Source organism: Nitrospirota bacterium, from assembly GCA_004296885.1.
In the GTDB taxonomy this organism is placed as follows: Bacteria; Nitrospirota; Nitrospiria; order Nitrospirales; family Nitrospiraceae; genus SYGV01.
In genome coordinates, this window is sequence record SCVN01000007.1 from 152,969 (window position 1) to 177,036 (window position 24,068).

The 24,068-nt window shown below is 62.4% G+C and carries 26 protein-coding genes; 5 read left to right on the top strand and 21 right to left on the bottom strand.

All coding sequences use genetic code 11. From position 1 onward, the window contains the following. The first annotated feature begins 58 nt into the window (after positions 1-58). From EPO61_04190 to EPO61_04205, 4 genes are all read left to right on the top strand, one after another. Entirely contained in the window at positions 59-457 is a 399-nt protein-coding gene (locus tag EPO61_04190; protein TAJ09924.1) for a hypothetical protein, read from the top strand. Between the two features lie 22 nt (positions 458-479). Then, positions 480-983 carry a hypothetical protein gene (locus EPO61_04195; GenBank protein ID TAJ09925.1) on the top strand — a complete coding sequence of 168 codons (504 nt, stop codon included), beginning with the start codon at positions 480-482 and terminating at the stop codon, positions 981-983. A 26-nt stretch (positions 984-1,009) separates the two neighbouring features. After that, on the top strand, positions 1,010-2,533 hold the full coding sequence (locus tag EPO61_04200; GenBank protein TAJ09926.1) for a DASS family sodium-coupled anion symporter: 1,524 nt from the start codon (positions 1,010-1,012) through the stop codon (positions 2,531-2,533). 278 nt (positions 2,534-2,811) lie between these two features. Then, on the top strand, positions 2,812-3,342 hold the full coding sequence (locus tag EPO61_04205; GenBank protein ID TAJ09927.1) for a hypothetical protein: 531 nt from the start codon (positions 2,812-2,814) through the stop codon (positions 3,340-3,342). A gap of 95 nt (positions 3,343-3,437) precedes the next feature. On the opposite strand, the gene EPO61_04210 is transcribed toward EPO61_04205, so the two are convergent. Further along, positions 3,438-4,460 carry a D-alanyl-D-alanine carboxypeptidase gene (locus EPO61_04210; protein TAJ09928.1) on the bottom strand — a complete coding sequence of 341 codons (1,023 nt, stop codon included), beginning with the start codon at positions 4,458-4,460 and terminating at the stop codon, positions 3,438-3,440. 622 nt (positions 4,461-5,082) lie between these two features. Beyond that, the gene (locus tag EPO61_04215) at positions 5,083-6,429 is read right to left on the bottom strand and encodes a VCBS repeat-containing protein (GenBank protein ID TAJ09929.1); all 1,347 of its coding nucleotides are present in this window, start codon (positions 6,427-6,429) and stop codon (positions 5,083-5,085) included. A gap of 150 nt (positions 6,430-6,579) precedes the next feature. Here EPO61_04215 and EPO61_04220 point away from each other — a divergent pair, with 150 nt between their 5' ends. Next, complete coding sequence (locus tag EPO61_04220) at positions 6,580-6,900, top strand: hypothetical protein (protein TAJ09930.1); 321 nt, start codon at positions 6,580-6,582, stop codon at positions 6,898-6,900. Positions 6,901-6,993: 93 nt separating this feature from the next. On the opposite strand, the gene EPO61_04225 is transcribed toward EPO61_04220, so the two are convergent. The 19 genes from EPO61_04225 to EPO61_04315 all read right to left on the bottom strand — a co-directional run bounded on the left by EPO61_04225 (position 6,994) and on the right by EPO61_04315 (position 24,058). Further along, entirely contained in the window at positions 6,994-7,521 is a 528-nt protein-coding gene (locus EPO61_04225; GenBank protein TAJ09931.1) for a hypothetical protein, read from the bottom strand. Between the two features lie 37 nt (positions 7,522-7,558). Next, positions 7,559-8,563, bottom strand: a complete 1,005-nt coding sequence (locus EPO61_04230) for a hypothetical protein (protein ID TAJ09932.1) — start codon at positions 8,561-8,563, stop codon at positions 7,559-7,561. Between the two features lie 20 nt (positions 8,564-8,583). Further along, positions 8,584-8,862 carry an integration host factor subunit beta gene (locus tag EPO61_04235; GenBank protein TAJ09933.1) on the bottom strand — a complete coding sequence of 93 codons (279 nt, stop codon included), beginning with the start codon at positions 8,860-8,862 and terminating at the stop codon, positions 8,584-8,586. A 48-nt stretch (positions 8,863-8,910) separates the two neighbouring features. Further along, the gene (gene sppA, locus EPO61_04240; protein TAJ10092.1) at positions 8,911-9,807 is read right to left on the bottom strand and encodes a signal peptide peptidase SppA; all 897 of its coding nucleotides are present in this window, start codon (positions 9,805-9,807) and stop codon (positions 8,911-8,913) included. A gap of 78 nt (positions 9,808-9,885) precedes the next feature. Further along, complete coding sequence (locus tag EPO61_04245) at positions 9,886-11,604, bottom strand: 30S ribosomal protein S1 (GenBank protein TAJ09934.1); 1,719 nt, start codon at positions 11,602-11,604, stop codon at positions 9,886-9,888. Between the two features lie 108 nt (positions 11,605-11,712). Beyond that, positions 11,713-12,384: a 1-acyl-sn-glycerol-3-phosphate acyltransferase gene (locus EPO61_04250; GenBank protein ID TAJ09935.1), complete on the bottom strand. Its 672-nt coding sequence runs from the start codon at positions 12,382-12,384 to the stop codon at positions 11,713-11,715. Continuing rightward, positions 12,381-13,091 (bottom strand): (d)CMP kinase, encoded by a 711-nt coding sequence (locus EPO61_04255; GenBank protein TAJ10093.1) that lies wholly within the window; start codon positions 13,089-13,091, stop codon positions 12,381-12,383. The genes EPO61_04250 and EPO61_04255 overlap by 4 nt, the downstream gene beginning before the upstream one ends. 11 nt (positions 13,092-13,102) lie before the next feature. Further along, the gene (gene aroA / locus EPO61_04260; protein TAJ09936.1) at positions 13,103-14,410 is read right to left on the bottom strand and encodes a 3-phosphoshikimate 1-carboxyvinyltransferase; all 1,308 of its coding nucleotides are present in this window, start codon (positions 14,408-14,410) and stop codon (positions 13,103-13,105) included. Next, entirely contained in the window at positions 14,407-15,285 is an 879-nt protein-coding gene (locus EPO61_04265) for a prephenate dehydrogenase/arogenate dehydrogenase family protein (protein TAJ09937.1), read from the bottom strand. The genes aroA and EPO61_04265 overlap by 4 nt, the downstream gene beginning before the upstream one ends. A 106-nt stretch (positions 15,286-15,391) precedes the next feature. Continuing rightward, complete coding sequence (aroF, locus tag EPO61_04270) at positions 15,392-16,405, bottom strand: 3-deoxy-7-phosphoheptulonate synthase (protein TAJ09938.1); 1,014 nt, start codon at positions 16,403-16,405, stop codon at positions 15,392-15,394. A 39-nt stretch (positions 16,406-16,444) separates the two neighbouring features. Then, complete coding sequence (locus tag EPO61_04275) at positions 16,445-17,524, bottom strand: histidinol-phosphate transaminase (protein ID TAJ09939.1); 1,080 nt, start codon at positions 17,522-17,524, stop codon at positions 16,445-16,447. A gap of 4 nt (positions 17,525-17,528) precedes the next feature. Then, on the bottom strand, positions 17,529-18,611 hold the full coding sequence (gene pheA, locus EPO61_04280) for a prephenate dehydratase (protein TAJ09940.1): 1,083 nt from the start codon (positions 18,609-18,611) through the stop codon (positions 17,529-17,531). Positions 18,612-18,809: 198 nt separating this feature from the next. Continuing rightward, complete coding sequence (gene ruvB, locus EPO61_04285) at positions 18,810-19,787, bottom strand: Holliday junction branch migration DNA helicase RuvB (protein TAJ10094.1); 978 nt, start codon at positions 19,785-19,787, stop codon at positions 18,810-18,812. 70 nt (positions 19,788-19,857) lie between these two features. Continuing rightward, positions 19,858-20,370 (bottom strand): hypothetical protein, encoded by a 513-nt coding sequence (locus EPO61_04290; GenBank protein TAJ09941.1) that lies wholly within the window; start codon positions 20,368-20,370, stop codon positions 19,858-19,860. Between the two features lie 3 nt (positions 20,371-20,373). After that, positions 20,374-20,982 (bottom strand): Holliday junction branch migration protein RuvA, encoded by a 609-nt coding sequence (gene ruvA / locus EPO61_04295; protein TAJ09942.1) that lies wholly within the window; start codon positions 20,980-20,982, stop codon positions 20,374-20,376. A 90-nt stretch (positions 20,983-21,072) separates the two neighbouring features. Continuing rightward, positions 21,073-21,825 (bottom strand): YebC/PmpR family DNA-binding transcriptional regulator, encoded by a 753-nt coding sequence (locus tag EPO61_04300; GenBank protein ID TAJ09943.1) that lies wholly within the window; start codon positions 21,823-21,825, stop codon positions 21,073-21,075. 110 nt (positions 21,826-21,935) lie between these two features. Continuing rightward, entirely contained in the window at positions 21,936-22,250 is a 315-nt protein-coding gene (locus EPO61_04305) for a hypothetical protein (protein TAJ09944.1), read from the bottom strand. Positions 22,251-22,324: 74 nt separating this feature from the next. Further along, positions 22,325-22,519 carry a protochlorophyllide oxidoreductase gene (locus EPO61_04310; GenBank protein ID TAJ10095.1) on the bottom strand — a complete coding sequence of 65 codons (195 nt, stop codon included), beginning with the start codon at positions 22,517-22,519 and terminating at the stop codon, positions 22,325-22,327. A 621-nt stretch (positions 22,520-23,140) separates the two neighbouring features. Then, positions 23,141-24,058: an ATP-binding protein gene (locus EPO61_04315; GenBank protein ID TAJ09945.1), complete on the bottom strand. Its 918-nt coding sequence runs from the start codon at positions 24,056-24,058 to the stop codon at positions 23,141-23,143. Between the last annotated feature and the right edge of the window lie 10 nt (positions 24,059-24,068).

Genomic DNA, 24,068 nt, shown 5'->3' on the forward strand with positions numbered 1-24,068 from the left:
CGTCATTGGAAGGCTTTCTGACTTGAGCGACTTTCAAACTTTTTGACTGGGAACTCACATGGGTGTGAAGAAGGGCGACATTCTCGACGAACGGAAACGGCACCCGGACTCCTGCGGCCTGGTCGTGAAGGTGATGGGCGGGGGCGAGGGGTTTGAAAAGATCGTCTGCTGCGGCCATGAACTGACCCAGGATGATGTCGTGCAACAGATGGGCTCGCCGCTGGGACGCAAGAAGGGGGAACTGCCGCTGGCCGTGATCCTGGACGAAAAGAAATTCTACCCCGATGCCTGCGGCCTCCGAGTCATGATCATGGACGGCGGCGCCGGGTTCCAGAAGATCGTCTGCTGCGGCCACGAACTCACGATCACGTCGATGCAGGAGCTGAAGTTCGGCCAACTGCGCAATCCGGCCCCGATGTCCCCTGGTCCCAACACAGGCCACCAGGGCACCGCCTAACCGTGCGAGAGGAGGCCTTTCCATGAGCGATCGGACGGATATCATGAAGCATCTCCCCTGCCGGGTCGTGCACTGGATGGAATGGCTGGACCGCTGGGGCTATGTCACCGCGGGGTTCAGCCTGCTCTTGCTGGGCATGCTCATCTTCGGCTACAGCTGGCTCTCCTTCATCAGGGCCATCGAGCGGGTCGGCCTGCTGGTCGCCGGGCTCAAATTGCTGAACGACCTGCTCCTCGTCATCATCTTGTTGGAGTTGTATCGGACCGTCATCCGGTTCCTCCAAACCGGTATCCTCGCCTTAGAGCCCTACCTGGCCGTGGGCATTATCGCCTGCACGCGGCGGATCCTGACGGCCAGCGCCGAACTCTCCCACCAACCGGAGGTCACCGACCTGCTGTTCAACCGCTATCTCATGGACGTGGGGTTGAACGTCGTCGTCATTATGGTGCTGATCTTCGCGGTGTTTATCCTCCGGCGGCGGCCGGCCCAGGCCGATCACGTTGCGACACGATCGGACAACGCCTGACGCCCATCGGCCGGGCCCATCCCACGATGTCCGAGGTCATTGCCCAGGATCCTCTCGCACCGGCTGAAGCACACGTCAGTCCAGCGCAGCGCCGCTTGAAACGGCTGGGCCTTGTGGCCGGTCCGGCCGCGGCCCTGCTGTTCTATCTGCTCCCGCTCCCGGCGCTGTCGGGTGATGCGCACATCCTCACCGCCATCCTCGCCTGGGCGGTCATCTACTGGATTACGGAGCCGATCCCCCTTCCAATCACTTCGTTGCTCGGCACGACGTTTTGCGTCGTGGCCGGGCTCGGTTCGGCAAAAAACATCTTTTCCGCCTACGCGCATCCCATCATATTTTTGTTCATCGGCAGTTTTTTTCTCGCCGAGGCGATGGCCGTGCAGGGTGTCGACCGGCGATTTGCCGCCTGGATGTTGTCGTTTCCCTGGGTCGCCGCCAGTTCCTCCCGCGTCCTGCTGGCGGTCGGCGCCATCACCGCGGCGATTTCCATGTGGATCAGCAACACCGCGGCCACGGCGATGATGCTGCCGGTCGCGATGGGAATCTGTGCGACGCTGGGCGGGGCTTCGGCAGAGAGCCAGCGCCATTTCCGGACAGCCCTTATGCTCATCCTCTCGTATGGGGCCACGGCCGGCGGCATGGCCACCGTGATCGGAACCCCGCCGAATCTGATCGGTGTCGGGCTCCTCGCCGAACAGGCGGGAGCCTCTATCTCCTTCTTTGCCTGGATGGCCTTTGGCTTGCCCCTGGCCGTACTGATGTTGTGCCTGAGCTGGGGACTGTTGCTCCTGCTCCACCCGCCCGGCACCGCCGTCATTCCGTACCTCACCAGCCAATTTCAGGCCCAGCGCGAGGCCCTCGGTCCTTGGACGAGAGGACAGATCAATGCATGCCTGGCCTTCGGCCTCGCCGTCCTGTTTTGGATCGGACCGGGACTGATCGCCGCCTTCTGGGGCTCCGCGCATCCTGTGTCCGTCTGGTTCGACCGTCACTTGCCCAACGAACTGGTGGCACTGACCGCCGCCGGGCTGCTGTTTCTGCTGCCCGTCGACATGGCGCGCGGCCAGTTTACCCTGTCCTGGAAGCAGGCCGGCGGTATCAACTGGGGCATCATCCTGCTCTTCGGAGGAGGGCTGGCCTTCGGCGAGTTGATGGTGAAGACCGGTTTATCGACCGCGGTCGGACATGGCTTCGTGAACTGGTTCGGGGTGAGCACGCTCTGGAGCCTGACCGCCCTGTCCATCGGCGTGGCCGTCCTGGTCAGCGAGCTGGCGTCCAATACTGCATCCGCCAGCATGTTGGTGCCGCTGGTCATCGCCATTGCGCAATCCGCCGACGTACCCGTCGCGCCGCCGGCGCTGGGAGCCTGTCTGGGAGCCAGCCTGGGCTTTGCCCTGCCGGTCTCCACCCCTCCCAACGCCATCGTCTACGGCACCGGCCACATTTCGATCCACAGCATGATCCGCGCCGGCCTCCTGTTCGACCTCATCGGAGCTGCGTTCATCTGGCTGACGCTCAGACTGCTCTGCCCTTTTCTTGGCTTGGCCTGATCGCCTGGCGCGGCGGCCTAAGCCGGTGCCGTTCCCTCTCCTCGCATCTTTTCTTGCTTCCTTTTTCTTCGTGGACAGGTCGTGAGGCCGGCCCACTGCGATCGTCGCGCAAGCACTTCCGAATGTGCGATCGGGAGCACAGGACGGCTTCGCGTCCCCTCCGCCTCTCCCTGTTCCTCGCCTTGCAAGTTGGCTCCCTGTCGGCTAAAATGACCCGATTTTTACGGATTGATAAGCTGCATCGGCCCCCCGGGGGCTCGGGTCGTAAGGAGGAGCGCATGAGCGGGAGACGGTGGTTGGTGGTGTTGGCGTGGCTGATGGTGTCGGTGCTGCTGACCGGCTGGGACATGGCCTCTGCGGAACCCTATGAACTGACCAAGAACGATGTGATGGACCCCAAGCTCGTGAAGAGCGCGGACATCTCCCTCTTCGGCGTCAAGTTGGGCGACCCGGAATCGAAAGCCGTGGATCTGCTGGTCAACGAAAAGATCGCCGGCATCAAGCCGGAGCAGGAAGCCTCGTTCATCTTCATCCTGGATCAGCGCAAGCCCACCGGCCCGATGGCGGGGGTGCAACTGTTGGACGGCAAGGTCGCGCTGATTTTCATCAACAACCGCTTTGCCTACAAGACGCGCGGGATCTTCCGGGCCGTGCTGAACAGCGAGAGCCCCGATGACATCCGCAAATTGCTGGGCAAGGAAGACTTTGGGGATGAGAACGTGATGGGCGCCGCGATGAACTACGAGAAGCAAGGCTTTGTGGTGAATTACCTCGGCAAGGACGTCAACATCGAATTCTCCCGCCCCTAGTAAGGCACGTTCCCGCCTCGATGCTCCAGGCTCTCGACCGCTACGCTGTAGAGGAGTGAAGAGAGAGAATCAGCCCGATCGGCCAGGCCGGCCCTTCAGCGCTGCTGGAGGCCGTAGTTGATCAGACTGGCCGCCGTGTTCCAGCGGCGGTTGGCATGCAGCAGCACCAGCAGCAGTTCTTTCCCGTCCTGGGACACCTTGGCGATCAGGCATCGGCCCGCGCGTGAGGTAAATCCCGTCTTGACCCCCTCCACGCCGGGGAACTTGCCGAGCAGACGATTCGTGTTCTTCAGCAAATAGGTGCGGTTCGCATTGACCGGGCTGATCAGTTGGATCTCCTCGCGTACCAGGGACCGGAACACCGGATCTTGCAGCGCCACTTCGCTGAGCTTCGCCAGATCGGCCGCCGTCGCGTAATGCTCCGGCGCATCGAACCCGCAGGCGTTGCTGAAATGGGTGTCCGTCAGCCCCAGGGCGGCGGCCTTCGCGTTCATCAACGCCACGAACCGCTCCTCCGATCCCCCAACATGCTCGGCCGCGGCCAGGCAGGCATCGTTCGCCGAGGTGATCAGCATCGCCTTGAGCAGATCTCCGAGGTGATAGACATGCCCGGGCCTGAGCCGCAAGTGGGTCTTGGGCGCGGCCGCGGCGGTCCGACTGACCGTGACCAAGTCCTCCTGCCGCCCCGACTCCAGAATCACCAGCGCCGACATGATCTTGGTCAGGCTGGCCGGCGAAAGCCTCCGGTCGGAACCATATTCGTAGAGGGTGCGCCCCGTGTGCAAGTCCTTGAGCAGGATGCCGTGCGCCGAGTGCTGGTTGTTCAGCGTCTGGGCATGCCGGGAGCGGTTGCGCAAGGCGACGGGGAAGTCATCCTCGGGCTCCATGAGCGCGCGATTGACGATCGGTTGGGCTGCGGTCGGTGCGGGAAGGGCAAGAGGGCCTGCCGCCATCAAGGCGGCGAGCGCCGGAAGGAACCAGCGATGGTTCCTGCGGACGCTAGAGCGTGAAGGTTTCTCGGGTTTTGTTTCCACGTACCCCGCTGTCAATGACCTTGTGAAAAAACCTGAGGAGATCGGCCAGATCCAGCCAAAACCCGCAGTTGAGACAACGGGCATAGAGACGTCGGTTGAGCAGCGTGTAGTGCCGCTCCACCATCATAAATCCTTTGCACTTGAGACAATTCATGAGCCTGCTCGGCTGATCGCATCATGCCCCGCGTCCAGAACCAACTGGCGACCGCATGCATCGAGCTTCTACCTCGTCCCGTAGCTCCTGTCAAGCAGATTGTGCGCTCGCAGACCGGTGGAAAGGCCTTCCGGCTTGGGTCTTGGTCGCTCATCCCCCTCGACGTACTGCTCCCGTAGACCAGGTGGAACCGCGTCTGACTGTCCGGCATAGGGCGGACAAGGGAGAACGGTGGCGGTTTGAACATCCTGGATGGCCCTCAGAGGTCATATCGGTTGTTTTCCTCCGGAACTTGAGAGGGCCCGCTCAAGATTTTTCCGATAACCAGCCGGAAGTCGCTCAGCCCGCATGATTCATGAGGGTTCGTGACGAAACCGCTGCGGCGGCATGCGAGACGGGCGCGTAGAGCCGCGAAGACCCAAGGCGTCGCTGAACAGGATGTCGCGGGACCGAGCGGCGAGCCTGCCCCGCTTGAGTGCGGAACCCCTGCACGCAAGCCTGTCGCAGCGGCGTCTCGGCGGCTGCAGTCGCAGCCGCCATGAAGAATGCGGGCTAGGACTTGGCCGGAGCGGCCGGCGACGCCGACGCCTTCAAGCCCCGGTGGAGAAAGATCGAAACGCTGCCGGTCCCGTTATTGGCGATGGCCAGCCCCGGCTCTTCGGCGGCGTGCTTGGTGGTGAGGGTGAGCGAGGCGATGGCGAAGGGGCCGCCCTTCGTCTTGTAGTTTTGCGGCGGGTATTGGAAGGTGCCGTCGCCGCGGCCGTATAAGATGGACAGGTCGTTCGATTGGACGTTGGCGACGGCCACGTCGGACAAGTGGTCTCCGTTAAAATCACGGGCCAGCCCGAATACGGGCCCCGCATCCGCACCGGCTTCCTTGCCGGCCTGGAACGTGCCGTCCCCGTTGCCCAGAAAGATCGTGAACGTATCCATTTCCCCGTTCATCACGAGCAAGTCGGTCAGCTGGTCATTGTTGAAATCCGCGAAGCCCACCACCAACGGCCGCTTCCCGGTCCGATAATCCGTGGGCTTCTGAAACGTGCCGTCGCCCTTCCCCAACCAAATGGACACCGCGCTGCTCATCGGCCCTCCGTTGGTCACAGCCAGGTCCGGCTTGCCGTCCCGGTTCAAGTCCGCCACGGCGATGGACGTCGGCGTATCTCCGTACTCATAGAGCACCCCTTCGGCAAACGTGCCGTCCCCGTTGCCGAGGAACACTTTCACCTTGTCGTTGCGAAGGGCGACAACGAGGTCCGGCTTCTGATCGCCGTTGAAATCACCGCTGGCGATGGACACCGGCGTCTTGTTCACGGTATAGCGCTGGCCCTGCCCGAAATGCCCGTTCGCCAAGCCCAGGAAAATGGCCACATGGTCGCTGCCGGCGCAGGCCACCGCCAGATCCATCCAGCCGTCGCCGTTATAATCGTTCAACGCCAGGGCCCGGGGCTCCTTGGCGGCCTCGATCTGGACCTGATCCCTGAACGTCCCGTCTCCGTTGCCGAACAACAGCGACAAGGTGTTATTCGCGATGTTGGTGGTAATGAGATCGGTGAGCCCATCCTGATTGAAATCGGCGGTAGCCACCGAGGTCGGGTTCTTCCCGACCGGGTAGGTCGCAAAAAGATAGAAGAGGTCCGGCGGGACATAGGAGTCCTTTTGGACGCAGCCGGCGAAGGCCAGCAGGCCCAGGACGAACGTGACACGAAGCAGCATCGTGGCGGCATTGCCCTGCCGGACTGCCTGGACTTGCCTCACGGGAACAGGCCTTTCTGCGCTGCCGATGCGATCAATAGGAAGGGTGGCGTTGCCTTGGGCACCCGCAACGCTGCAGAAGATCGCCACCGCTCCCTTGCGTACGGATTGAGTATACAAAGCCCCTCTACGCTTCGCAATGACCATTCACTATGGAGAGGGCGCAACCCGCCCGGCGCCGCCCAACGGATGCGCCAGCGTCAGCCGACACATGTCGTCCGAAGATTGATGCGATTCCCTCTGGAAGATGGGCGCAGACCTGAGGTAGAATGCGCCTCTGATTCAGAGGAGGAGCCCATGGCAGAGAAAGTGAAGATCGAGCTGACGATGTACGGGATCGCGGAAGTCCTCAAGTGGTGCATCGACAAGAACCACGGCCGGGTTCCCGTCGCGGATACGGAAAGCTTCAAGAAGATGCAGGCCTTGCTCGCGGAGAAGCCGCAATCCAACGACTACTTCGCGCTGGACCAGTTCTGGAAGAAGTCGGTGGTGCTGGAGTTGACGGAAGACGAAGTGGCCACGATCGACCGCTGCCTCTACGACATTCCCAATTTCGACAACGTGCAACTCCCCCAGATCAGGCACAAGTTCTGGCCGAAGCAGAAAGCCGCCCACTGATGATTCCCTCGGATATAGGAGCCGATCCCCGGCTGAACGCTGGAACAGCCGGGGATCGGTTTGCCTGAAGAGGCGCTCGCCTCGCTCGTCAAGTCAATTGGATGGGGAAGTCGGCGGGGCCGCCACGGTCGCAACCTGAGCGAGACGGTCGGAACAAAACTTCGTGACCGGGTCCGTTTCGGCATCCGGATCGGTCCCGTCCCAGAACACCGTGTGGATATTCCAGCGGATGACGGGATAGAAAATCACCCCCGGGTTCGTAATCAGCACCGCCCCGACTTCCGTCAGGATATCCTCTTCGTCCATCCTGGTGCGTACCCGCTTGTAGACCTTGTCATACCAGTCCAGCATCGGACGATGGGACGTCTTGGCTTCCACGAACCGTCGATAGGCTTCTCCCGCATCCGGCATGCCGTCCTGACGGCGATCGCCGACTGCCCCGTTCAACGTCGCATCGCGACGGAGCATCGAGGCGCGCCAGGACGCTTCGAGGTATTCCAACTCTTCTTGGGCTTTGAGATAGTCAGGCGTGAGGCTGGCCAGGCAGCGCCCTTCATGCTTGAGCGCCGTGGCGCAGCCGGCCAAGAGGAACCCCGCCAACAGCAGGCCCGCAAGCTTCATACAACTAACTCTCCGGCCCTCGATGGCAAGGCAGGCCCTACAGAGAGCCTTCGCCTTTGAGGTAACTCCGGAACCGATCCATCAACTCGGCGCCGAGCGTGCCGCCTTCGGGCTTTTTCGTTTCCGGGTCCTTGAAGTGCTCCCGGATCTCGGCGAGACGCTTTTCAGCTTGCTCATTGCCCTGCAGACGCTTCGTTTTTTGCAGCGCCGTCTCAAAGGCGTCGAAGGTCAACTCTTTGTAACCGAAGCTTCGGATACGTTTGACGGCCTTCATCATGGCCTCGTTTCGGAACTTCGTGAGATGATCCGAATCAATCTCCTTCAGCCCCAGCTTACGGGCCCGGCGCTCGGCGGCTTTTCGGATTCCGCTGCGCACGAAGTCCGGCGAGGTCTGCAGCCGCTTCCAGGATTCATCCGTCCACGCAACCCGTTCCAAGGGCGCGTCCCACAGCTGCGTCAGCGCCGCTTCGTCGATCCGCGCCAGCCCCTTGTCGCGGGCCATATCCTCCGTGTCCCGCTTGAGCATATCGGTGACGAAGTCCATGGCGATCGGCGGCGCCTCCTTGATCTTTTCCTGCAGCCGTCCCAGGGCCCCTTCGCTCCACTCCATCGGGGGACGCGCCGCCTCCTGTACATCGCCCAGCGCTTCGACACGCTCGAAGAGCTCGACGTTGACTTCCAGGTGGCCGCCTTCGACGGCCAACTCCTCGGCGATCTGTTTGATCATCGACTGCATGAATTCCGGCACCGCGGCCAATCGCTCCCGGGCCGCGGCGGTCCAGGGCAATTTCCCCTGAGCCATCTGGTCGGCGGCTGCCGCCATGCCCGCCTCCCCGCCCATGCGCCCCATCATCTGGCCCTTGAACTGGTCCAGGATCGCGCCGGTGATTTCGGGATAGCCGAGCTCGCGGGCTTTTTTCTCGGCCAGCTTCTTCACCATCCCGCGGAGAAACGTCGGGGCCCGCTCCATGCGCTGCAGCGCGTCCTCGGTCCAGAGGATGTCGGGCGCGGCGGCCTGATGTTGCGAATCGAGAGTTCCCATACTGAGCCTTTCGGGCTGATTTACCGGTTTAACAGCTCTTTCAGTTCCTTGCCGGCCTTGAAGAACGGCACCCGCTTGGCCGGGACCGCCACGGTCGCGCCGGTCTTCGGATTGCGGCCTTCCTTCATCCGGCGGGCGCGCAGACGAAAGCTGCCGAACCCCCGAATCTCGGTCTTGTCACCTTTTTGCAGCGAGTTGCGGATGCTGTTGAAGATGGTGTTCACGACGATCTCAGCCTGTCGCTTGGTCAATGTCGTGACTTGTTCCGAGACTCGTTCGATGATCTGTGCCTTCGTCATGTCCTGGCCTCCTGGAGAGAAGAGTTGCGCATGCCGTCACCGCATGAATCAGAACGCCATCAGGTACTTGAGGCTGACGCCGGTCTGAAAGTCCAGCCGGGGAAGCGGGCCGAACACATGGCTTTCGAGCAGCTCCCTGACCGAGAACCGCCGCCGGGGCTCCACCACTTTGGGCTCCCCCTCGATGCCGCCCATCTCGGCGGCGAGCTTAATGGCATCGTCCAGGTCACCCAGCTCATCCACCAGCTTGGCGGCCTTGGCCTGTCGGCCGGTAAAAACGCGTCCATCGGCCAGCGTGCGGACCTCGCGCACATCCAGCGAGCGCCCTTCGGCCACGGCCTCGATGAACTGGTTGTGCACATCGTCCATCACGGCCTGGAGAATAAGACGGTCATCTTCTTTCATCTTTCGGAACGGCGACCCGATGTCCTTGTGCTCACCACTCTTGACCACCACGCTCTCCACACCGATTTTCTTGAGGAGGCCCTCGAAGTTCGCCAACTCCATGATCACCCCTATGCTGCCCGTCAAGGTGCCGGGATTGGCCATGATCCGGTCGGTGGCGGCGGCGATGTAGTAACCTCCCGAAGCCGCCACCGTCCCCATCGAGGCGACGACGGCCTTGTTGTTCTTGCTCCGGATGCGCTTCACCGCATCATAGATTTCCTGAGACGGCACCACTCCGCCGCCGGGACTGTCGATCCGCAGGACGATGGCCTTCACCGAGGGACTCTCCGCGTACTTCTTCAGGTCCCCCACGGTCTGCTGGGCATCCAGAATCACCCCCTCGACGCGGATCAAGGCGACCCGATCCTCGCCGGACACGTCGAGATCCGGCCCCAGGATATTGGCCAGCGTCAGGAGCAGGAATCCCCCCAGCACAAGCCAGAAGAGGATCCGCAAGGGCTTCCAGCGACGCGGTTTCTGAGTGCTGTCGTCCGTCATGAGCGTAAGAACCATCCGCTTGCACCCGTCGGCGGCCGGCGCTGTGCCGGCCGCCGACGGCGTCGTTGCTGTCGTCCGTTACCCGTTGCCCGATTCGTCGTCGTTGCGCTTCTTGGTCTTTTTGGCCGCCCGCCCGAGCGTCTGATCCAGCACGCCCTGGGTAGCATGGTACTCGTCCACCTGCTTCCGCTCCGAGTCCATCACGTGTTCCCGCAGGCTCAACGCGATCTTCCGCTCATCCCGGTCCACCTTGATGATCTTGGCCGCCACGTCGTCCCCGACCTTGAACTTCTCCTCCATGCGTACCGAGGGCTCCAGCCCCGTCTCGCTGATATGGATCAGCCCTTCCAGGCCGCCTTCCAGTTCGACGAACACACCGAAGTCCGTGATCTTGGTGACCTTGCCGTTCACGCTGGTCCCCATCCGATACTTCGACGGAATCTCGTCTTCCCAGGGATCGCGGCTCAGCTGCTTGTATCCCAACGACAGCCGTTCTTTTTCCTTGTCGATCCGCAGCACGACCGCGGACACCGGCTGGCCCTTCTTGAACAGCTCGGACGGGTGCTTGATGTGCTTGGTCCAGGACATGTCGGAAATGTGGATCAAGCCGTCGATCCCCTCATCCAGACCGACGAAGGCGCCGAAATCTGTCAGACTCTTCACCTTCCCCTCGATGCGGGTGCCGCTCGGGTACTTGGCCTCGACCATGTCCCAGGGGTTCGGCGCGGTCTGCTTCATCCCCAGCGAGATCTTCCGGCTGTTGGGATCTACGTTCAGGACCGCCGCTTCGACCTGATCCCCGACCGAGACCAGGCGGGACGGATGCCGGACTTCATGCGTCCAGGACATTTCGGACACGTGCACCAATCCTTCGACGCCCGGCTCCAGCTCGATGAACGCGCCATAGTCGGTTAGGCTCACGACCCGCCCCTTTACCCTGGTCCCAACCGGGTACTTGTTGCCCACGTTCGTCCAGGGATCCGCGCCCTTTTGCTTCAGGCCGAGCGAGATCCGGCCCGTCTCACGGTCGTACTTCAATACCATGACTTCCACTTTGTCGCCGATCACGAACAGCTCGGAGGGATGGCCGACCCGCCCCCAGGACATGTCCGTGATGTGCAGCAAGCCGTCGATCCCACCCAGGTCGATGAAGGCGCCGTACTCGGTGATGTTCTTGACCATGCCCTGGATCAACTGGCCTTCCTTCAGCGTCGAGAGGGTCGTCTGCCGTTTCTTATCCCTGGTCTCCTCCAGCAGGACGCGGCGCGACACCACCACGTTCCCCCGGCGATGGTTGATCTTGATGATCTTCAGTGGGAAGGTCTTGCCGACCAAGCCGTCCAGGTCGCGCACGGGATGCAGATCGATTTGCGAGCCGGGCAGGAAGGCTTTGACGCCGATGTCCACCATCATCCCGCCCTTGATGCGGGAGATGATCCGGCCCTCGACGACTTTCTCGTCCTTGTGGGCCTTTTCCAGTTCCTCCCAGACCTTCATCTTGTCGGCTTTTTCCTTCGACAAGATCAGGTTGCCGTCGGCGTCCTCGCGCTCTTCGATATAGACCTGCAACCGGTCGCCCGGCTTCAGCCCCTGCAGGTCTTCCGGCACAAACTGATCGGTCGGGATGATCCCTTCCGACTTGTACCCGATGTCCACGACCACTTTGTCTTTGCTGACCGCCACCACGCGGCCCTCGATGATCGTGCCCTCTTCGAAGTTCCGGAAGGTCTCTTCGTACAGAGCCTCCAAGGCCACCCGGTCCATCACCTCGCCCGCCTGCTTCGTTGCCATGTCCATGCGTATGATCCTAACTTTCTGAACTTCCGACTCCCGTCGGATGCTGATGGTAAACGCGATGGCGGTGCAGCCCTCTCTGGGCCGCCATGCCCGCCGAAACGTCGAGCCTCACTCAGCGCTGAGAGACCCGGCGGCCGAACCAATGGGCCGATCCACCGGCGGGGGTACCTGCCCCAATTCGGCGATCCGCTCCATGACAGTCCGGCTCACGTGTCGATAAAACTCCTTCCCGGTCATTCGCTCCAGATCCTTCCCGAAATCCAGCGGCGCCCCGAACCGTACATCGATCGGCCGGAACCGCACCCAGGTCCTGCCCATCGGCAGCGCGTCGAAGGCGCCTTTGATATACGCCGGCACCACGGGACACCGGGTCTCTTCCACGATCACGCCGATCCCCGGCTTGCCCGGACGCAAGGCCCCATCCGGCGTGCGCGTGCCTTCCGGATAGATCACGACGACCTGCCCCTGCTTAATCAGGCTGATCGCCTTCCCGAACCCTTCCCGATCCAGGCGGCCCAGCCGGATGGGGATCCATCCCAACCAGCGGCAGACCGCTTTGACCCAGTCAGGGCCGAACAAGTCCTGACGGCCCAAGTACCAGGCCCGCCGCCGGAGGCCGCAGCCTACGAGCGGAATGTCCAGGTAGCTGGCATGGTTCGCCGCGATCAGCAGCCCCCCCTGTTTGGGCACCAGTTCCAGCCCTCGGACCCGAAACCGGAAACAGAGCCGGGCGATCGCTTGGCAGGCCACCCACAGATACGCATACGCGATTCCGCTCACAGTTTGGTCGCGATCACATCCAACAGCCGGTCGACCACCTGCTCCACCGTCAACGCCGAGGAATCGATCCGCACCGCGTCCGACGCCGGGACGAGCGGAGCCAGTTCCCTGGTCCTGTCCTGCCTGTCTCGGGTCTCGATTTCCTGACGGGTCTCCTCCAACCGCGACGCCTGACCGGCCCCGGCCAGGTCATGATGCCGCCTGGCCGCTCTGGTCGCCACATCCGCATCCAAAAAAAACTTGGCCTGGGCCTGGGGGAAAATGCGCGTTCCCAGGTCCCGCCCTTCGGCGACAATCCCGCCCGCCGCACCGATGTCACGCTGGACCGGGAGCAGCCATTCGCGCACCGCCGGAATCGCCGAGACGAGGGAGGCCAGCCGGCTGATCTCGGGCGTCCGGATCTCCTCCGTCACATCCCGCCCATCGACCGACACCAAAGGCCGTTCGGGCCGATATTCCAGCATGACCTTGGTCGTGGGCAGCAACCCCGCCACCGCCGCCGCATCCGAGGGATCGACGCCGGCCTCGCGCACTTTCCAGGCCACTCCCCGATACAGGGCGCCCGTGTCCAGATACAGGTAGCCCAACCGCGCTGCCAGCAGCTTGGCCACCGTGCTCTTGCCGGCTCCGGCCGGACCATCGAGGGTCACGATCAGCCGCGGCTGCGTCGTTGGCGCATCCGACGCGGCTTCGGATCGGGCCTGCATGGTGGACCGAGTCATGATAATGTCGTTAACTCCGCGAGCTTGCGCTCGAATCCCGGGAACGACGTTTCAATGCAGGCTGTGTCGTCGATCCGCGACGGGGCATCGGCAACCAACCCGGCCACTGCCATGGACATGGCGACGCGGTGATCCCCGTGGCTGTGGCAGGAGGCTCCTGTGAACAGTCGTCCCGCCGCCCCTTCGATGACCATCCCGTCTTGTGTCTCGGTGATCGTCGCGCCCATTTTGCGCAGCTCGGACGCCATCGTGGCAATACGATCGCTTTCCTTCACCCGCAACTCGCCCGCCCCGCTGATCACCGTCCGGCCCTTCGCATAGGCGGCCGCCACGCAGAGCACGGGAAACTCGTCGATGGTTTGCGGAATCTGCGCTTCTCCGATCGTCACGCCGCGCAAGACCGAAGCCCGCACCCGCAGGTCGGCAATCGGCTCCCCCGCCTCTTCTCTCGGGTTGAGCACCTGAATGTCTGCCCCCATCTCGTTCAAGATCGTCAGCAGGCCAATGCGGGTGGGGTTGACGCCCACACCGCTGATCGTCACGTCGGATCCTGGCACGAGCGACGCACCCACCAGGAAAAACGCGGCAGCCGAAAAATCTCCCGCCACGGGTAACTCTTTGACCCCTTGCCAACCCGTGGCCGGCCGCCCATCGAGCACCAGAGCCTGTCCCTGCTCTCTGATCGAAATCCCGAAAAATCTGAACAGGCGCTCCGTATGGTCCCGTGACCGCCTCGGCTCCGTAATGCTGGTCTGCCCTTCGGCGAACAGCCCGGCCAGGAGCAACGACGACTTCACTTGCGCGCTGGCCACCGGCGATTGATAGGCCATCCCTGTGAGCCGGCTGCCGGTAATCGCCAGGGGGGCCAACTCGCCGCCCTTGCGGCCGGCGATCGTCGCGCCCATGGCACGCAGCGGCTTGACCACCCGCCCCATCGGGCGCCGGCGGATGGACTCGTCGCCGGTCAGGACCGTGAAGAAGTCTTGTCCGGCCAGGAGGCCGGCCAGCAACCGGATGCCCGTGCCGGAGTTCCCGCAATCAATCGGCTGGGACGGCTCGGAGAGGCCCCACAGGCCCTTGCCGGACACCAGCAGCCGATCCGGCTGTTCCTGGATGGGAATGCCCATCCCTTGCAGTGCCCGCATCGTATTCAGACAGTCTTCACCGCGACAGTACTTGGTGATCAGGCTGTTCCCCTCCGCCAACGCACTCAGGATCAGCGCTCGGTGCGTGATGGACTTGTCGCCCGGCACCGTCAGTGTGCCGCGCAAGGCCCCCCCCGGTTTGACGGTCAACGAGGTCATGATTTGTTCAGCCGTTCCCGCACGTCTTTGGCCCGCGTCAATTCTTTTTCGATGCCCGGCCCGTCGCCCGCCTGGATGAGCCGCTTGAGTTCCTGAAGATGACGGATATAGATATCGAGCTGAGCCACTACGTTGTCCCGGTTCCACAGGAAAATGTCCCGCCACATCTCCGGCGAACTGGCGGCGATGCGGGTCGTATCGCGCAATCCGCCTCCCGCATAGGCCAGCAAATCCAGTTCCGGCGTCTGGCGCTCCTTGACCTCAGTCAGGGCATTGATCAAGGCGAAGGCCGCCGCATGGGGCAAATGGCTGACGGCACCCAGGACACGATCGTGCAAAAACGGATCCATCGAAAGCACGACGGCCCCCGCCTCCGTCCAGACTTCCCGGACCGTGGACAGCGCGTGCGCATCGGTGTGTTCGGTCGGCGTCAAAATACAGCGGGCACCCTTGAAGAGATCCACGGAACCGGCGGCCACGCCGGTCTTCTCTTTCCCGGCGATCGGATGGCCGCCCACGAAGCAGGCCCGTTCCGGCATCAGGCCTTCTGCTTGCGCGACCAGAGGCCCCTTCACACTGCCGACATCCGTGACGATCGCCCCCTTCGCCAGACACCCGGCCCAGTCCTTGAGGTGCCGCTCGTAGGTATCCACCGGCGTCGCCAAGACCACCAGATCTGCCCCGGCAACTCCCTCCTTGGCGTCCGCCACGTACCGATCGATCGCGCCCAGTTCCACGGCGGCTTTGAGGTTCTCCACGCGCCGTCCGATGCCCACCACCTGATCGGCCATCGCCCGCCGTCTGAGGATCATCCCCAGCGAGCCGCCGATCAGACCGACGCCGACGATTGCCACTTGCTTGAAATGCACGGCCATAGACGAATTATGAATGATGCGCGATGAATGATGAATGCACGATGAGATCACTCATGGCAAGGGCCGGACTATTCATCATTCTGCATTGATCATTCAACATTGTGTTTCAAATCTCCCGACCGACCGCCGCCGCGATCTTCCTAAGATCTTGCATCAACTCCTTGAACTTGCTCGGCTTGATGGATTCTTCCCCGTCGCAGAGGGCGCACTCGGGGTTGGAATGGACCTCGATCAACAGGCCGTCCGCGCCGGCGGCGATGGCGGCTTTGGACATCGGCGCCACCAAATTCCACTTGCCCGTGGCATGACTGGGGTCCACGATGACGGGCAGATGGGACAGTTCCTTGAGCGTCGGCACCGCGGCCAGGTCCAGGGTGTTGCGGTACTGGGTTTCGAAGGTGCGAATGCCCCGCTCGCAGAGCATCACGTTGCGGTTCCCGCGGGACATGATGTACTCGGCGGAGAGGAGAAACTCCTTGATCGTGGCCGAGAGCCCCCGTTTCAGCAACACCGGCTTGTCGTAGGCGCCGACTTCCTTGAGCAGTTCGAAGTTTTGCATGTTGCGGGCGCCGATCTGGATGATATCCGCCTTCTGCAAAAACAGCTCGATGTCGCGGGTGTCCAGAATTTCGCTCACCACCGGCATGCCGGTCTGCTTCTTGGCCTCGATCAGGTAGTCCAGCCCCTCCCGTCCCACGCCCTGGAAGGAATAGGGCGACGTCCGCGGCTTGTAGGCCCCGCCCCGCAGGATGCTGCCCCCTGCGGCCTTCACCTCATGGGCAATGCCGACGGTCAGTTCAAGCTTCTCGACCGCGCAGGGGCCGGCCATGATGACCACTTTCTGACCTCCGACCTTGACGCCATTCACATCGATGACCGTGTTGTCCTTCTTGAACTCGCGGCTGACAAGCTTCCACGGGGCCAGGATGGGCGTGACGCTTTCCACGCCGGGGAACGCGGTGATCGGCTGGTTCTGGAGGATGCGATCGTCGCCGATGACGCCGATGATCGTCCGCTCCTCTCCCTGCGTCATGTGCGACTTCAGGCCCAGCTCACGCAACCGGTCCAGCAAGTGATCGATCTGGGGTTCGGTGGCTTCGGGTTTCAGCACAATAATCATGACAACCTCGTGCTTCTGAAATAACTGGGCTCGCTTACTTTAGGTCCCCATAATCTTCTTGAGGGCGGCCAGAAACCGTCGGTTTTCCTCGGGGAGGCCGATCGTGACGCGTAGCATCCGCCCTTCGATATGGCGGACGATGACACCCTCGCGCAGAAGGGCTTGAAACACCTCCCGGCCGTCGCGGCCGACGTCGAAATAGAGGAAATTCGCCTGGCTCGGCAGCGGCTGGAAACCCAGCGCGGCAAGCCCGGCCCGAACGACAACCATCTCCGACTGATTCAGCGCACGGCTCTGCGCCACATGCTCCTCGTCGGCCAAGGCCGCCAAGGCCGCCCGTTGGGCCAGACTGTTGGCGTTGAACGGAGGACGGAGGCGATTCAGGTAGCCTGCGATCTCGCCCGTCGTCAGGCCATAGCCGATGCGCAGACCGGCCAGGCCGTAAATCTTGGAGAAGGTGCGCAGCACGATCGCGTTCCGGCCCTGCTTTACATAAGCGAGGCTGTCCGGAAACTCGCGGCTCTGCACATACTCGTAATAGGCCTCGTCGAACACCACGATCACCGACTCCGGCACGCGCGCCATCAGCCGGCTCACCTCGTCCGCGGTTACCATGGTTCCGGTGGGATTGTTGGGATTGCACAGGAACAGGAGCCTGGTTCTCGGCGTGACGGCCTCCACCATGGCCGCCAGGTCATGGTGGCCCTCCTGCATGGGGACGATGACGGGCTTCCCATGCGCGGCGGTCACTTCCATCTTGTAAATCACGAAAGTCTGGTCGGCCATGACCGCTTCGTCGCCGGGCGACAGGAACGTCCGAGCCAGAAAACCGATGATCTCGTCCGACCCGTTGCCCAGAATGACCTGCTCCGGCTGAACCTTCCAGCGGTCCGCCAGGGCCACGCGCAGCTTGTGGGCGCCCCCGTCGGGATACCGATGCAACGTGCCCGTGACCTCGGCAAGCACGGCGAGGGCCCTGGGCGAAGGGCCGAGCGGGTTCTCGTTGGACGCCAGCTTGACGGCTTTGGGAATCCCCAGTTCACGTTCCAGTTCTTCGACCGGCTTCCCCGGAACGTAGGGCGTCAGCGACGCGATGTCGGGATGGACTTTAAGCGACATAGGGTTAGTTATGGGCCGGGTACGATCCTAGAATCTTCATGAACAGGCACCGGCTCTTGATCTCTTCCAACGCCTTCTTCACCGGCTCCTCTTCGACATGCCCCTCGACATCCACGAAAAAGATATACTCCCAGGCCTTGCGACGGGACGGCCGGGACTCAATTTTGGTCATGTTGAGGCCGTGTGAGGCGAAGGGCCGCAGCAGATCGTAGAGCGCGCCGACCTTGTCCTTGACCGAGATCATGACCGAGGTTTTGTCCTTGCCGGTCCGCTCCGGCGCCTTCTTCGAGAGGACCAAAAAGCGGGTGAAGTTGTGGACATTGTCCTCGATCCTGGCCTTGATGATCTTCAAGCCGTAGATTTGCGCCGCCAATTCCGAGGCAATGGCCGCCGCAGTTGGGTCGGTGGCGCAGATTTCGGCGGCCCGGGCCGTGCTGGTCACTTCCGAGACCGGCACCTGCGGGAGGTTGGTTTCCAGCCAGTGACGGCACTGGGCGATCGGCTGCGGGTGCGAATAGATTTTCGTGATGTCTTCGAGGCGCCCGGTTTTCGAGAGCAAGTTGTGGGACACTTCCAGGAGCACCTCGCCATAGATCAGCAAGGTGGAATCGACGAACATGTCGAGGGTGTAGTTGACGACGCCCTCGGTCGAGTTTTCGATCGGCACCACCCCGAAGTTGGCTCGCCCCCGTTCCACTTCGTCGAATACATCCTTGATGCTGTTGACCGGGACATACTGGGCCGAAGCCCCGAATTTCTTGATGCAGGCCAGATGCGTAAACGTAGCAGCCGGTCCGAAGTAGGCGACCTTCTGAGGCCCTTCCAGCGATAGGGAGGCGGACATAATTTCCCGGTAGACGGGGCGGATCGCATCGTTGGGGAACGGGCCCTGATTTTGGGCCATGAGGCGATTCACAATTTCCGCTTCCCGACCGGGCGTATGCAGGTTCGCGTTGCTGTCCGATTCCTTTTTCAGTTTGCCGATTTCGATGACGGACTTGGACCGCTCGTTGAGCAGGCACAGGATCTCGTCGTCGATCCGATCGATCTCCTTCCGGAACTGCTGGATGTCCTGCCGGTTTGCCATAGATTACTCAGCCGGACGCAGCCTATTCCTGCCTGCGGCCAGACAGGAAATGGTACAGGAAGCAACCTGGCTTTGCAAGATTTATCAATGGGATTCGAATGGTTGGGGGAGCCGCCGGCTCTCAGCATTCAACTTTCAGCTCGGAGCCGCTTCGCAGAGGATTCTGACTGTGCACGCTGATGACTGATGGCTTCTTGGCTACGTCAGTAAATCTTTCGTCTTTCCAAAGTGTTCGAACGTAAGCCTGGTGGCCTGGCGGCCGCGTGCGGTCCGCTCCAAGTAGCCGGATTGAATGAGGAAGGGCTCGTAGACGTCTTCTAATGTGCCTTTCTCCTCGTTAACGGCCGCCGCCAGGGATTCGACCCCGACCGGCCCTCCACCAAACTTCTCGAGAATCGTCAGGAGAATCTTGCGATCCATGTCGTCGAACCCTGCTTGGTCCACACCCAGCCAAGCCAAAGCGTCGCAGGCCACTTGGCGGGTGATACGGCCCTCCGCTTTGATCTGCGCAAAGTCGCGAACGCGCTTGATCAAGCGGTTGACAATGCGCGGGGTGCCCCGCGCGCGACCGGCAATCTCAGCGGCTCCTTCAGGGACGATCGGAATGCCCAGGAGGCCGGCCGAGCGGGTGACGATGGTCTGCAGATCGGCCGGCGCGTAGAAATCCAGGCGGTTCACCAACCCGAAGCGTTCCCGCAGGGGCGAGGTCAAGGCTCCGGCCCTGGTCGTCGCCCCGATCAAGGTGAAGCGCGGCAGGTCCAGCTTGATCGTGCGCGTCGAGGGGCCCTGCCCAACAACCAGGTCGAGCTGGTAATCCTCCATGGCCGGATAGAGCGCCTCCTCGACGGAGGCCGGCAACCGGTGGATTTCGTCGATGAAAAGAACATCGCGCTCCTGCAGGTTCGTGAGGATCGCCGCCAGGTCTCCCGCATGGGCCAGGACCAACCCCGAGGTCGAGCGGATTGCCGCCCCCATTTCCCGCGCGATGATATGGGCGATCGTGGTCTTGCCCAACCCGGGCGGCCCGTAAAAAATCGCATGGTCGAGGGCCTCCCCCCTGCGCTTTGCGGCTTCGATGCAAATGCGCAGCGACTCCTTCATCCGTTCCTGCCCGACATATTCCTCGAGCGTCTGGGGACGGAGCGTGGCTTCCAGCCCCCGTTCATCCTCCGTCATCTGACTGGTCACAATCCGGTCGGTCACCCCGGTACCTCATGGTTCGTCATCCAAGGACGGAACGGCCCGTTCACTTGCTCTCCTTCGCCGCATCTTTCGGAGCGGGCACGTACTTCGGCGGGGACGGCATCGCCCCCTGACCCGGCGTCGGCATCGTTCCGGCGCAATTTGGCGGACAGAACCGGCCCCCCTGAGTCGGGTCGGGCAGATGGTCCTCGAACTTCTCGAGCTGGCACTGACTCATGCGTCCCCCCTCCTCGCTCCCGCAGCGGGCCGGCACCGACGAGTAGCCCACTTGGCGATAGCCCTCGGGACAAGACCCGCAGACCGCCAGGAGATTCATCGCGCCGATGGGCACACATTCCACCAGGACCGGATCGCCGTCTTTGCAGATCTCCGGCGCCTTGGTGACCCCCGTTTTGGCATAGCCAGATGGGCACGTTCCGCAGGTCATCCTGATGCTCTTGGGCGCTTCGTCCTCGGCTGAAGCGGCACAGGGGAGCACGACCCAGGCCAGGACCAGCAGCAGCCGTCCGCCTACGGCCAGGACCTTCGACCCAATGCCCTGTTGGCCCTGTCGCATGGACTATCCCTTCGCCAGGTCCTTCAAGACCTCTCGAATGACTTCTTTCAACGTGCCTGCCGACGACGACCTGGCCGCCACGCCTTTGAGCGTCTGCTTGACCTCGGCGGGCTTGTACCCCAAGTTAACCAGCGCGGACAAGGCGTCCTCCTGGAGCTGATTCAAGGGTTCTGCGGCGGGTTCCGGAAAGGCCGCGGATCCGGGAGCCAGCCGTTCGACCTTGTCCTTGATCTCCAACGCGATTCGCGCTGCGGTTTTCTTTCCGACGCCGGGCACCGTGGCCAGCTTGTCGACGTCGCCGGCTCTCACCGCCGCAATCAGGTCGGCCACGCTCAGGGCGGACAGCACGCTCAGGGCCAGCTTCGGGCCGATGCCGGAAATGCCCGTGAGCAGGATGAAGGACTCCTTTTCCAAGAGGGTCAGGAAGCCGAAGAGCTGGATCGCATCCTCCCGCACATGGGTATGCACGCTGAGCGACGCAAGCTCGTTCAGCTCCGGCAGGGAATAAAAGGTGCTGAGGGGGATGAGAACTTCGTACCCGACGCCGTGGACATCGAGCGTAATGTGGGAAGGAGCCTTGAAGGCCAGCCGGCCGGTCAGTGAGGCGATCATTGTCGAGGCAACACGGAGTGATGAATGCGAAGCGCTGAATGAAGGGCGAACGGCTGTCGCTCAGCGTTCATCTTCAGCTTTCATCGTTCGTTAACCTGCTGCCGCCACCTTCTCCATGATCTCGTCCGGAATGTCGAAGTTCGCATGGACTTTCTGGACATCGTCATGCTCGTCCAGGATCTCCATCAGCTTGAGCATCTGCTCGGCCGCCTTCTCTTGGAGCTTCACATAATTCTGCGGCACGAAGGTCACTTCCGCCAGAGAGGATTCGATCTTCGCGTCGGTCAAGGCCTTCTTGACCGTCTCGAAGTCATGGGGTTCGGTGATCACCTCGAAGGTCTTCTCGTCCACCTTTACGTCCTCGGCCCCGGCGTCCAGAGCCAGGGACAGGAGCTTGTCCTCATCCACCTTGCCCTTTTCCACCACGATTAACCCCTTCTTCTGGAATTGCCAGGAGACGGCGCCGGCCTCGGCCATGTTGCCGCTGTTCTTTGTGAGCAGGTTCCGGATTTCCGCGACAGTGCGATTGCGGTTGTCGCTGGTGATTTCGAGCAGCACCGCCGTGCCCCCCGGCCCGTATCCTTCCAACGTGAACTCTTCATAGGTAACGCCGGGCAGTTCGCCCGTGCCGCGCTGGATGGCTTTCTTCAGCGTGTCGCCGGGCATGTTGGCATCTTTGGCCTTGGCGATGGCCAGGCGCAGACGCGGGTTCCCATCCGGATCGCCGCCTGCCCGGGCCGCAATCGTGATCTCGCGGATGATGCGGGTAAAGATTTTGCCGCGTTTGGCGTCTACCGAAGCTTTGTGCCGCTTCGTGGTGGCCCAGTGACTATGGCCGCCCATGATTCAGTCCCCCCAAATCTCAACAATCATCTGTATTTACGCGGTCGTTCTAACATACCCACGAGAGCAGAGTCAACGCCGAACCAGCCGCCGGCAGGTCACCGATCTGTTTAGGAAGCGTCGCGCGGCAGGTCATATTCTTTGGCAGTCGCCACTGCGTCTACGACGCTCCAGGCCGCCAGGGCCAGGAATGGGAAGGCGCGGAGCAAGATAGCCCCGCTGTTCGGAAGCGACGTTCCGGTCAGCGCCCCTTGCAGCAAACTCAGCATGCCTTCGGAGACCCCAAGCCCGGCATCGATGACCAGGGCGCCGACGAGAAACCCCGCACCCTTTCCCCACTTCCGGCAATAGAATTGCCCGAGCCCCGGCATCAGGCCGGACAGGACGCCCGCCACAGTCGGATTTTTTGACGGCTTGGCGTCCATCGGTTCCGCTCCAAAATGAGAAGGGCCCATCCCCAGGATGAGCCCTTGCCGCACGACGCAATCCGAAGGGACCGCTACATGAACTTCATGAACTTGTCTTTGGCCTCGTCCATCACCTGCGCCGTGATCGTGGTGGCGCCGCGCTCCTTCGCCAGCCGCTCGATCTCGCGGCGGGCCATGGGGCGGATGAAGTCCGGGATGTTTTCCAGCCGCTTCTCCGCATCGGCCGACCAGGTGACGCCGTTGGAGTCGTTCTTGGAATCGTCCATCACTTGCAACGTGATGGTGGTCAGGCCATTCTTGCGGGCATAGGCCTCGATACTGCTCTGCACCATCGGTTTGACGAAGGAGGGGAGCCGGTCCAGTTTCTCTTTCGCATCCGGGGTCCAGGCAAAGTCCGACGTGCCTGGCTGGCTGGACGTCAACCCCATCTGCGCCACCATGGCGGAGAAGGGACAGCCGCCCGCCTTCTCGCCTTCTTTCGCCGGAGTCTCGGCGCTCGCCGTGGCGCCCGCCGCAGGCGCGGCCGGCTTGCCGGCCTGAATCTTTTCGTTCAGGTAGGCGGCCATCTGGCCGGAGCCGGCGAGAGCTTCGTCTTTGAGCGTACCCCGCGTCATTTCAAACGGCTGGGCCGCTTCGGTGCGGCCGCCCAGCTTGACGCCGAGCGAACTGACCATCTGAGTTTCGCCCGGGTTCGTCACCATCGAGAACTTGGCGCTGCAGGAGGGGCAGGCGAAAAAGACGCCCAGCGAACCTTCCGCCGGTTTTTCCACCTTCTCGAAGGTCATGTAGGTTTCACAATTCAAACAGACGAATTTCATATGGAACTCCTTGGGGAAGTCGTCAGTATTCAGTTCTCGGCCTACTGAAGACTGATCGCTGAGAACTGTCTACAACTTTTCCGCCAACACCTTCTTATAGTCCAGCATCGCCTGGACCCGCTCCGCGATCTCCTGATAGCGCTGGATGGTCGGGTACGTGGCGTCCAACAGTGGCAGGCCCTTGTCGAAGGTCCGCGCCAGCGTCCGATCGAAGGGGACGCGGCCCAGCAAAGGCACGTTCAACGCGTCGCACATGGCGTCCGTGTCCCCCTCGAACAGTTCGTGCTCGACGCCGCAGGAAGGGCACCGGAACCGGCTCATATTCTCCACCATGCCCAGCACGTGGATCCCCATGTCCCTGGCATAGGTCACCGATTTCTGCACGACGTCGGAGGCGACCTCGGAGGGCGTCGTCACGACGATCGCCCCGGCCAGGTCCGGGATGAACCCGGCGATGACCGGCGGCTTGTCCGCCGCGGCCCCGGGCGGCAGGTCGGTCAGCAGGTAGTCCAACTCGCCCCATATCACGTCCGCCAGGAACTCGCGGATCACGTTCATTTCCATCAGCCCGAGCCAGACCGGGCTCAGGTCCATCGGCCCTTTCCAGCGCACGGGCGACGCAGCGCCCAGAAAGAAGTCCATGGACGCGACCTTGACCCCCAATGGGCCGACCGGCGGAATGGCCCCCTCCGGCGTAATGGTGAGCGCCTGCCCATGCATGCCCAGCATGCGCGGCACGCAAGGCCCGTTCAGGTCCACGTCCAGCAGCCCCACTTTATGCCCCAGGCGGGCCAGCGCCAGAGCCAGGTTCACCGTGGTCATGCTCTTGCCGACGCCGCCCTTGCCGCTCATGACCACCAGCTTGTGCCGGATGCCGGCCATGCGGGCCTGTACCTGCTTCATCTGCGCGGTAATCTGCTGGACGACCTTGGCGTCGTCGCTGTACTGGAGCTTGCTGAGGATGGATTTCAGGTCTTTATCGGCCATGACGAACTCC